The 10,901-nt window shown below is 47.0% G+C and carries 8 protein-coding genes, 1 pseudogene and 1 riboswitch; of the genes and pseudogenes, 8 read left to right on the top strand and 1 reads right to left on the bottom strand.

Annotated features, from left to right (window positions below; genetic code table 11):
- The coding region (locus PAV_RS21570) for a non-ribosomal peptide synthetase (protein ID WP_157267079.1) at window positions 1-3,230 on the top strand (3,230 nt) is incomplete at its 5' end.
- A gap of 156 nt (window positions 3,231-3,386) precedes the next feature.
- Here PAV_RS21570 and PAV_RS34845 read toward each other — a convergent pair.
- Window positions 3,387-3,485, bottom strand: a pseudogene (locus PAV_RS34845) (transposase); the annotation flags it as partial.
- A gap of 29 nt (window positions 3,486-3,514) precedes the next feature.
- On the opposite strand from PAV_RS34845, the gene PAV_RS21565 reads away from it, so the two are divergent.
- From PAV_RS21565 to eutA, 7 genes are all read left to right on the top strand, one after another.
- Entirely contained in the window at window positions 3,515-3,775 is a 261-nt protein-coding gene (locus tag PAV_RS21565) for a DUF3021 family protein (RefSeq protein ID WP_040736386.1), read from the top strand.
- A 729-nt stretch (window positions 3,776-4,504) separates the two neighbouring features.
- Window positions 4,505-4,657: riboswitch (adenosylcobalamin (AdoCbl) riboswitch) on the top strand.
- A 384-nt stretch (window positions 4,658-5,041) separates the two neighbouring features.
- Complete coding sequence (locus PAV_RS21560; protein ID WP_005549813.1) at window positions 5,042-6,184, top strand: 1-propanol dehydrogenase PduQ; 1,143 nt, start codon at window positions 5,042-5,044, stop codon at window positions 6,182-6,184.
- Window positions 6,185-6,381: 197 nt separating this feature from the next.
- A complete protein-coding gene (locus tag PAV_RS21555) occupies window positions 6,382-6,741 on the top strand; it encodes a BMC domain-containing protein (RefSeq protein ID WP_005549812.1) in 360 nt (119 codons plus the stop codon).
- Between the two features lie 12 nt (window positions 6,742-6,753).
- Window positions 6,754-7,185, top strand: a complete 432-nt coding sequence (locus tag PAV_RS21550) for a EutP/PduV family microcompartment system protein (RefSeq protein ID WP_005549810.1) — start codon at window positions 6,754-6,756, stop codon at window positions 7,183-7,185.
- A 74-nt stretch (window positions 7,186-7,259) separates the two neighbouring features.
- On the top strand, window positions 7,260-7,832 hold the full coding sequence (locus tag PAV_RS21545) for an ANTAR domain-containing response regulator (protein WP_005549809.1): 573 nt from the start codon (window positions 7,260-7,262) through the stop codon (window positions 7,830-7,832).
- Window positions 7,825-9,252: a sensor histidine kinase gene (locus PAV_RS21540; protein WP_005549807.1), complete on the top strand. Its 1,428-nt coding sequence runs from the start codon at window positions 7,825-7,827 to the stop codon at window positions 9,250-9,252. The genes PAV_RS21545 and PAV_RS21540 overlap by 8 nt, the downstream gene beginning before the upstream one ends.
- Before the next feature lie 182 nt (window positions 9,253-9,434).
- The gene (gene eutA, locus PAV_RS21535) at window positions 9,435-10,865 is read left to right on the top strand and encodes an ethanolamine ammonia-lyase reactivating factor EutA (RefSeq protein ID WP_005549805.1); all 1,431 of its coding nucleotides are present in this window, start codon (window positions 9,435-9,437) and stop codon (window positions 10,863-10,865) included.
- Window positions 10,866-10,901: the final 36 nt, after the last annotated feature.

Here is a 10,901-nt window from a genome sequence, read left to right as displayed (position 1 = left end):
GTCTATCGGCGGTATACGGGGAGTTCAATCGAATCTATCAAGCGCTGCAACAAGGGGCTTTGCCAGCTGATCTAAAGAAGCAGATCATCAAGGACAAGCAGGATCGGGCCTCCTACGAAGATTATATCGTATGGCTGGAAAAACAGGATCAAGAAAAAGGGATGTCTTACTGGTCAGACGTATTAGCAGGGTATGAAGAAGTCGCGGAGATTAAACCCGTGTATACACCGCAAGCGAGCGAACAGCAAGTGGAGCGCCTGGCGATTACCTTAACACCTGAGGACAGATTGCGGATAAAAGAACTGACATCCGCCCATCGAATGACGGTGAGTAATGTCGTAGAAACGGCGTGGGGAATAGTCTTGCAAGCATACAGCGGACAAAAAGATGTGGTATTCGGGAAAGTAACATCCGGACGGCAAAGCGATGTGCGGGGAATCGAAGATATCGTCGGTCTGTTTATTAATACGATCCCTGTGCGTGTAGCGAGCAAAGAAGGCATGAGTGTGATGAGTCTGCTCAAAGACATGCAGCAGCAAGGGTCGGAAAGTGAACAATATGCTTATTGTTCGCTTGCAGAGATTCAAGCGCAGACGGAGCAGAAACAGCACTTGATTCAAGTGCTCTATGCGTTTGAAAACTATTATGTAGATGAGGATAAGCTAACCGATTTCACGTACGAGATTACGTCATCGCGCGACCAACCTCCATACAACTTGACGTTATGCGCATACGAGTCGGGGGAGAAAATAGTCTGTGAAATGCTTTACAATCCGAATGTGTATGCGAATGAGGACATTGTACACATGCTTGCGCGGCTAGAACATGTGCTACATGCCCTAGCAGTAAACCCAGAAATGAAGTTGTCTGAACTTGAGACGATAACAGAGGAAGAGAAAGAACAGATACTAGGTGCATTTAATGAAACGAGCTTAGCGTATGCAAAGGATAAAACGATTCCAGCATTATGGGAAGAGCAGGTTGCTCACACCCCGGATGCCATCGCCGTTGTATATGAAGACAACGATGTGACGTATGACGCATTAAACCAAAAAATCAACCAAGTGGCATGGGCGCTTCGCAGACTGCACATTAAACCGGCTGACCGCGTGGTTATCGTAGCAGAGCGAAGTGTGGAGATGATTGCCGGGATGTATGGCATCATCAAAGCAGGTGGCGCATATGTGCCAGTCGATCCTACCCTCCCAGCGGAGCGTATGCAGTTTATCCTAAATGACTGCAAACCAAAGGCAGTGCTTGTGTATAAAGCTACGATTGAAACGGATCTGCCGACGATTAATCTGGCGGACGATAAGCTCTGGGAAGGGCAAAGCGACAATCCGGAGCAAGTCAATCGTCCCGATGATTTGGCTTATATTATCTATACCTCCGGAACGACGGGGCAGCCTAAAGGGGTAATGTTAGCGCACAGCGGCGTAGTTGCGATGCGGAGTTATCTGCAGGAGAAGTATGAAGTGACGCAGCAAGATAACGTGCTTCAGTTTGCCAACTATATATTTGACGCCTCCGTATGGGAGATGACACTGTCGCTTTTGCTGGGTGCAAAGCTGACCCTTGTGTCCCAAGCGGTTCTATCGGATGTGAGCAGCTTTAACGCTTTTATCAAGAAAAATGGAATCACGTTGACGTTGCTGCCGCCGCAATACTATCTGCAGACGGATATAAGCGGACTGCGGGTACTGACGACTGGGGGATCGGCAGCAAACGCGGAGATGATCGAAAAGGCAGGGAGCGGTACACGATATATCAATGCCTATGGCCCGACGGAAAGCACAGTATTGGCAACGGGATGGGAATACGATGGAGAGAGTGACATTCCCAATCCTGTGCCGATTGGGAAACCAACGAGCAATACGCAAATCTATATTATGGATGGCATGAAGCTATGCGGGATAGGTGTACCTGGGGAGTTATGTATTGCAGGCAGCGGTGTGGCAAAAGGGTACTTGAACCTTCCGGCACTAACCGCAGAGAAGTTTATTGAGAATCCATACGGGGAAGGAAAACTGTACCGGTCGGGGGACTTAGCCAAATGGTTGCCGGACGGGAACATAGCCTATTTGGGCCGTATTGATGACCAAGTGAAGATCAGGGGGTTCCGGATCGAGCCGGGAGAAGTGGAAAATGCGCTGCGGCAACTGGAAGGAATCCAAGATGCGGTTGTGGTTGCAACTAATCATCATGAAATCCAATCGTTATGTGGGTATATCGTCTCTCATACAGTGGTTGATCCATTTGAGATTAAACAAAACTTAAAGAAGTTCCTTCCATCGTACATGATTCCATCGTTTATTATGCAATTGGAGCAAATTCCTGTCACAAGCTCAGGGAAAGTGGATAAACATCGGTTGCCTTCGCCAAACGTGCGGGCCCTTGTGGAACACGATACATTTGTTGCCGCGCAAAACGATAGGGAGAAGGAACTTGTAACCATTTGGCGTGACATTCTTGTGAGTGAGCAAATCGGCATTCATGATAATTTCTTTGAACTAGGCGGAAATTCATTATTAATCATGAGTATGTTGGCTCGAATTGAAGAAAAGTACCCAGGGATTGTAAAAGTAGGCGATATATTCGCAAATCCGACTATCGCCCAGTTGGCAACGTTCATAGATGTAAGTCGTCAAGCAGCATTGAGATGTGCACAAGTTCCGTTCCCAGATTCGTATCTGTTAGGTAGTAGGAACAAGGAATTCGTATTCCATTTCCAAGATAACAGTGATTTATTTCATGTACTGAAGGAAATGCAATCAGAGAACGAGACAGCACTGGAGTCGTGGCTATTGTTTCTGTACACATACAGTGTTATCGAGGCGACAGGTCAGCAGGAGCTGTCGGTTTGCTATGGGGCGAATAATACTTTTTCATCATTCGAGATCTGTAATCACGACGACTTGAATGTATTGTTGGAGAACGTAAATAGCAAGAAACAAGCAGCTCCAAAATGCACACAAGCAAAATTTATTATTGATTACAAGCAAAATGGGTTGTTTCCGATGTTTTTATATCAGTTCACAGGAAATAAAGGCTATACGGAATACTGTGATTTCTCATTCTCTTTTACTATGAATGAAGAAGCTGTTTATTTTGAGGCAAAGATTTTAAATCGCACCCTCAATTCGGATTATATTCAATCGTTGTTTTTAAGATGGATTCAGATTGTCCAGCATGTCAGTTTGAAAGAAAAAGATGATAACAAAGTACGATAGGAGCCATTGCTGTAATAAATGAATTCGAGGTTTGAATGAAAAAAGCACCTTCTGTATGCTGGGGAACGTTCGATCCAAAGAACAAACCCCAGCACAGGAGGCACTCTACAATGAAGGATAAACACATCAGAAAACAGAATCAATGAATTCAATAAATACAAAAGCTTGCTCGCTACGTTGATATTGGGCAAATAAATCGGTAGAGAACCTACCATCCCGGATACGTGGGCTATGAAGCGCAGGTGTGCCTACACGTCGCATTGGTGGGGGTCTTGCCAAGTCTTATGTTCCATTTTCCTGCTGATATCAGTGAAAAGGGAATGCGTATGCGAATTTTGATCCATTTTGTAATCGTAGAAGTTGTGATGCTTACATTCACGAATTGGATGGGCTGGGTAACGGGAGCAGTTGGCACAATGATAGTCGCAGTTGAAATCGCAATTATCTCCCTTCTCGTCCGTTGGCTTGGATGGAGCAGTGATAGGAAGGTCGCAACGAAAATCAACGAGCAGTTGCGAAAACTAAAAAATGATAAAGTTCAATAAGACGGGGAAGCAGCAGCTTACCTCGTCTTTTTTTAGCTTACTTTGTTATTCCTACAGCATAGTGTCGTACATATTTACTCTGCACCAATCGTTAATTATGCTGATGCTGCACTGATGAAGCAGAGGAGGATTGAATTTGGATAATAGAAATCATAATTTTAATCATTGCAGCTGTTTGTGAGATATCTTTTGCACTATACCGCATTTGTACAAAGTCATATCAGAAAAAGATCAAAGCCATGATAAGGCTTGGCGCGTTTGCAGCATTCCTAATTTTCACATTGGCGTCGGTTATTGAATGGAGCTTCCGTTGGCTGGGGCTTAGACTGTTGCTGCTTGTCTGGGCGCTTCTTGGAGTGTGGACGCTCATACGCAGCAAAGAGGAACGAAAAATATAGAAGCAGCCGCGTTATCAGAATGCAATTGCTATGCTTCTGCTCGTTGTCATCGCTTTAACTTCAGCCCTCTTACAAACCTGTCTCTGGTTTCCCCGCTGTTGTCCAATATGCTGCAGGGCGGCAGGGCAGAGATTGATCCATTTACTGTCTTGAGACGATGAATCATATTCTAGTAGAGTTTTTCGATTGCTATCTCAAAGGGCAGGGTGCTTCACATCTGCGGGGACATAATGACGAGCAAATCCTCAATTCTTTTATCTTTTATTTTTTCATATTGCCATTCAGATCGTTTGTGCTATAATTATGTCGAATGGACGACCATTCACGTCATGCACAATAGAAGAAGTTATAGACAATGGAAGTTTGGTGCAAATCCAACGCGGTCCCGCCACTGTAATAGGCCGATGAGCTCGGTCTTAAGTCAGGTCTTTTGTCTAGTAACTTTGCCAGGCCAGTCATTTCGAGGCGAAAGTGACTGGTTTACAAGTCTAGTGACGATACCGCCTCGCTAGGCTTTTTTACATTGCTTGAAGGCTGCCGACAATGCTGTCGGAGGGGCCGGGTGCTCGCCGCCAAACATACGAAGACGTATAAATAAAAGCAAGCGGGACATTTTTCAACGATGAAGAATCATATGCACAATGGTGTGCATGTCCCAATTTTTTTGCAGAAGATTTGTCGTAATGATGAAATCGTCGACATTGCGGTTGACGCATGTTTGCATTACGATGTACAGTATAAATGACAATTGAATGATAAGCTGCACAATGGCGTGCAGACAACATAACAAGCAAAGAGGCTTTTTAAAGGGAACTATTCCTTTGAGAGGCCTCTTTTTTGTTGTAACTACTCCTTGGAGGTGCTTTACGTGGACAAACTTTCGATTAAAGCCGATCTCTACATGGGTCATGGTGCGCTGGATCGTCTGATGGAATGGCGCAATAAGCGTATTTTCATCGTTACCGATCCTTTTATGGTCAAATCAGGGATGATCAACATGGTATTCGATCGGCTGCATGACAGCAATGAGCAATATATTTTCAGCAACATCGTACCAGATCCGCCGGTTGAGATTGTCACAGAAGGTGTAGAGGCATTAGGCGCATTCAACACCGACTTGATTATTGCTATCGGCGGCGGCTCCGCTATTGATGCGGCCAAGGCGATGAAGCTGTTTGCACAAAAGCTGCTGAACCAGCAAGACATTCCATTCGTGGCAATCCCGACGACAAGCGGGACGGGCTCCGAGGTGACATCATTTTCGGTAATCAGTGATAAGCAGAAAAACATTAAATACCCGCTCGTATCCGATGAGATGCTGCCGCAAGAGGCGATATTAGATCCGGAACTGGTTAAGAGTGTTCCAGACTTCATTACGGCTGATACCGGAATGGATGTGTTGACGCATGCAATCGAAGCTTATGTATCTACGAAGGCGAACGATATATCGGATGCGCTGGCAGAGAAGGCTATCAAGTTGGTATTTGCTTATTTGCCAAGAGCCTATAAGGATGGCAGTGATTTAGAAGCGCGTGAGAAAATGCATAATGCATCCTGCATAGCGGGTATGGCATTCAACATTACTTCGCTCGGACTGAATCATGGCATTGCGCATGTCGCAGGGGCCAAATTCAAAATTGCGCATGGCCGCATGAATGCAATGCTGCTCCCGCATGTCATTGAATTCAATGCGAATTATAAACCAGGGTATGGCAGGGAAGAGAGCACTGCTGCCGCAGTTCGCTACGCAGAAATCGCCAAGAGCTTGGGACTGTCCGCACCAAATCCAAAGAGCGGTGTTCGCAGCCTTGTACAAGCGATCAAGCAGCTGCAGAAACAACTGCAGATGCCGCATACGCTGAAGGAATGTGGAGTTGATCAGGCGCTGCTGGATGAAATGAGGGACTCGATTGCCGAGGGAGCACTGAAGGATGGCTGCACGGCGACGAATCCTCGCGTGCCAACGGCAGGGGATGTGGCCGAAATTTTGAACAAAATGTTTCAATCTTGAGATTGCGTCGAATTTTGTCTGAATGTGTATTGACAACGTTTGCAGTATTAAAATATAGTAAAGGTAACACAACGGCGTGTTGCATACAAAACCAAGCAAAGAGGCTTCTTAAAAATTCCTGCGCGAACTTTTTAAGGGGCTTTTATGTTTTTTACAGCAATTTCACGTGTTTTCTGACATGAGAGTGAGATGATGGTATGGAGCAACACCAGAATGAAAAACAACGCGTTATCCAAGAGTACGTGCCTGGTAAACAGGTCACATTGGCTCATATTATCGCGAATCCGAACCCGGACATCTACAAAAAGCTGGGATTGGGCAGCGATGCGCACGATTCAATCGGCGTCATGACCATAACACCAAGCGAGGCATCTATTATAGCAGCGGATATCGCAACGAAGGCTGCTGGAGTACAAATCGGCTTTGTCGATCGCTTTAGCGGATCGCTTGTGATTACAGGCGATGTATCCTCCGTTGAATCTGCTATAAGTGAAGTGCTGCTTGGCTTGCAAAATATTTTAGGCTTCTCTGCTGCTGCGAACATTACAAGAACGTAGGTGAAGAAGCTGATGAAAAAAATTATTTTCGCCGGAAGCACCGGTTCAGGCAAGACAACGCTGTGCCAATGGCTGCATGGTGAAGAAATTGCCTATAAAAAAACGCAAGCGATCGAAAGCTTCGACCAAGCGATTGATACGCCGGGGGAGTGCATCGAGAATCGATATTTGTACAAGATGCTGCTCGTATCGAGCGTAGATGCAGATGTAATCGGGCTTGTGCAAGATTGCACGAAGGAAGACAGTTACTTTCCACCCGCCTTCGCAACCGTATTCGCCAAGCCGGTTATCGGCGTGGTAACCAAGGTGGAGCTGGCACAGTCGCAGGAGGAAATCGCGCAAGCGAGAGCTCACCTTCAAGCGGCTGGTGTGGAACGGATTTTTGAAGTCTCGACGATAGAGAATGTGGGAGTGGAGGCGCTTCGGCAATATTTGGAGGCGTAAACGGTTTATTCTACTGCAAGAAGCGGAATACCGGTAGACAAGCAAATAACGGCAGACAATGAGGTGCATGACACATGAATGGAAAAATTGTAATAGTCGATGACGAACCTATTACAAGAATGGATATTCGTGAGATGCTCGAAGAGGCGGACTACAATGTAGTAGGCGAAGCTTCCGATGGATTTGAAGCCATCGAATTATGCAAGAAGCATCTGCCAGACCTCGTCATCATGGATGTTCAAATGCCCATCCTCGATGGGCTTAAGGCTAGTAAACGAATCTTATCAGAGCAGCTGGCGGGAGGAATTCTTCTCTTAACCGCCTTCAGCGACAAGCAAACCATCGAGAAAGCCTCGGCTGTCGGTGCGCTTGGCTATCTGGTAAAGCCGCTTGATGAAAAGTCGTTCATTCCCATGGTGGAAGTGACCATCGCAAAAGGCAAGGAAATACGCAAGTTGGAGCAGAATCTATCGAAGCTGACGCAGAAGATGGAAGAGCGTAAAGCGGTTGAGAAGGCAAAAGGGATTCTGATGAAGGAAAATGGCTACACCGAAGAGGAAGCCTATCAAACCTTGCGCAAATTGAGTATGGATAGACGATGTCCGATGATTGAAATCGCTACCACGATCGTCATGTCCTATGATTGATTTCAAAGAACGAATTGGGAAGTTGTGCAGGCTGCATACGGGGTTGTCCGAAGCGGACATTGCATGGATTTGTGAAATCGCCGAGTCTTTTGAGAATACCGACGTTAAGGACGATGTGTTCATTGACGTGCTGTCCAGTGTAGCGAATGAGGCTATCGTCGTGTATCACCGTCGACCAAATGAAGGAAAGTCGCTGTACAAGCGGCCGGTCACAGGCGAGAAGGCGCTGCGCGAGAATGAGCCTGGCGTACTGAGAACGCTGGAGACCGGAATGATGTCGCAGGGTCTGGTTGCCAACACGCAGGAGAATCACCTTGTTCGGCAGACCGTCTATCCGATGAAAAATCAAGATGGCGTAATTGCGGTCGTCATTTACGAGAAAGATGTAAGCGACAATATCCAAGCCCACTTCAATATGGGATCAGGTGTGCCTTATGAAGATGGTGAAATGTCTTCAATGCTTACGGCAATGCTGCGGTTCAAGGATTCGCTCATCAATCAGTTGGAGGATGCCGTTCTCGTATTCGACAAGTACGGATTTTTGAAGCTGAAAAATAAGCAGGCAGACGCATATTACAGGCAGCTTGGTTATTTGGAGGATATACAGGGCTTGCATTATGACAATCTGTCGCTTGATCGGACGATGTTCTCTGAGGTGATGAAGCAGCATTCATCTTCACCGTGCTGTCCGCTCACGACTGACGTGAAGGCAGCGGGCCGCTATTTTCAAGTGAAGCGGTTGTTTATTGAGGAGAAGGATTTATGTGTAGGCGTCATCCTGCACGATGTGACCGAGATTAAAGACAAGGAAGCAGAAATCATTTCGAAATCGGTAGCGATCCGTGAAATTCACCATCGTGTAAAAAATAATTTGCAGACGGTAGCATCGCTGCTGCGCATTCAAGGACGTCAGTGCAAGAGCCCTGAGGCCAAAAAGTGTCTGGACGACAGCGTCAGCCGGGTATTGGCGATTGCGGCCACCCATGAGCTGCTATCAACGGAAATTGATGCGCAAGTGGATCTGCTGGACGTTATTCGGCTCATTGCAACGAATATCGAGCGCTGCTTTTTACATTGCCATGCGATTGAGATGGACATCACGTCGACGCAGAGCATTTGTCTGGATAGCGACCGCACAGTGGATATTGCGCTCATCGTGAGCGAGCTGCTTCACAATAGTTATGAGCATGCGTTTGGCGATTGCACGCAGGGCAAGATTACGGTTCACGCGCAAGCGGAAGGCGATCTCGTGACTGTCATCGTGGCTGATAATGGGACAGGCTTTGCGGTAGAAGACGCTCCGCGCAAAAGCTTGGGGTTATCTATTGTTCGCAGCTATGTGAAGGATAAGCTGAAGGGAAAGCTGACAATCGCTTCTGGCGATGATGGCACTGCTGTTACGTTTACGTTCAAAAAATGAATATTCGGACTACAAGGGCGTAGTTTTAGAAGCAAAGAGGCTTAAAGTTGACCGGTTCCGGTTTTTATCGGAATTCGGCAGTACTTTAAGCCTTTTTTATTCGCTTTTAAATTGTACCGCAATCAAGGGGAAAATTGATGCCCGAATGTTCAATTTGAAATCAATGGATGGGGGTGAACGAAGTGGAAGAGCAATTGCTTAGTGTCGGCATCGATATGGGGACATCGACAACTCAGATTGTGCTGTCGAAGCTCCATATTCAAAATCTGGCGTCTTCTTTCTCGGTGCCGCGTCTAGTCATTACAGATAAAGAAGTCGTGTATCGAAGCGATATATGCTTCACGCCTGTAATGGAAGACAATCGAATCGATATGCAGAAGATTCAGGTATTCATTCAGGAGCAGTACGAGAAGGCGGGCATTCGCAAGGAAGACATTCAGACAGGTGCGGTCATTATTACCGGCGAGACGGCCCGCAAGGAAAATGCCAATGAAGCTGTACTCTCGTTAAGCGGATTCGCCGGTGATTTCGTCGTCGCAACAGCAGGCCCGGATCTGGAAAGCATTATTGCAGCTAAAGGTGCCGGCGCCCATACGTATTCCAAGGAGCATTCCACTTCTATCGTCAATATCGATATTGGCGGCGGCACAAGTAATTTGGCGCTGTTCGCTAACGGCGATCTTATCGATACAGGATGCCTCGATATTGGTGGGCGGCTGATTAAGGTGGATCAAGGCACGCATGAGGTTACGTATATTGCGCCAAAAATCAAGCAGCTTGCAGAGCAAAGGGGAATCAAGCTTGCTCTGAGGCAGCGGGTGACTCCAGTTGATCTGGAACCGATTATCGGAGAGATGGTCAAGCTGCTCGAAGAGAGTGTAGGCCTCAGGCAGGCTGGAGATTTCTATGACACGATCATCACGAACAAAGGGCTCAAGCTGGAACGTTCGATTCCATGCATTTCGTTCTCCGGCGGCGTAGCGGACTACATTTATCAAGAGGCATCAGGTGATGTGTTCCAATATGGCGACATTGGCATCTTGCTAGGCAGGGCGATCGCTGCTTCACCGCTTACGTCGCAGATGACTGTGGCCCGTTCGGCGGAGACGATTCGAGCGACCGTAGTCGGAGCAGGCTCTCATACGACGGAAATTAGCGGCAGCACGATTACGTACACGGAGGAGAGCTTCCCAATCAAGAATATTCCGATTTTGAAGCTGGCCGCTGCGGATGAGTCAGGAAGCAGCGATAGGCTGTCGCAGGCTGTCGCCGACAAGCTGAATTGGTTCAAGCTGAACAATGATTTGCAGCGAGTCGCGATCGCCGTGGAAGGGAAGAAGAGCCCGAGCTTTCAAGAGGTGCAGAAATATGCACAAGGACTTTACCAAGGCATGTCCGAGCTGCTGGAGCGGGATTATCCACTCATCGTGATCGTCCATCACGATATGGCGAAGGTGCTGGGACAGACACTGTACGCGCTGCTTGGTTACAAGAAGGATGTTGTCTGCATCGACAGCGTCATGGTCGACAACGGCGACTATATCGACATCGGCAAGCCAATTGCGAATGGCAAGGTGTTGCCGGTCGTGATTAAAACCCTCGTATTTCATTAGAGGAGATTAGTAAGATAAATTGATTTCGATTTGGAA

The organism is Paenibacillus alvei DSM 29, from assembly GCF_000293805.1.
In the GTDB taxonomy this organism is placed as follows: Bacteria; Bacillota; Bacilli; order Paenibacillales; family Paenibacillaceae; genus Paenibacillus_B; species Paenibacillus_B alvei.
This window is presented reverse-complemented; position numbering and strand designations above follow the sequence as displayed.

Coding starts and splice junctions, on each gene's coding strand:
- PAV_RS21565 (WP_040736386.1), top strand. CDS start 3,515: ATGTTCCATTTTCCTGCTGATATCAGTGAAAAGGGAATGCGTATGCGA.
- PAV_RS21555 (WP_005549812.1), top strand. CDS start 6,382: ATGGAGCAACACCAGAATGAAAAACAACGCGTTATCCAAGAGTACGTG.
- PAV_RS21550 (WP_005549810.1), top strand. CDS start 6,754: ATGAAAAAAATTATTTTCGCCGGAAGCACCGGTTCAGGCAAGACAACG.
- PAV_RS21545 (WP_005549809.1), top strand. CDS start 7,260: ATGAATGGAAAAATTGTAATAGTCGATGACGAACCTATTACAAGAATG.
- PAV_RS21540 (WP_005549807.1), top strand. CDS start 7,825: ATGATTGATTTCAAAGAACGAATTGGGAAGTTGTGCAGGCTGCATACG.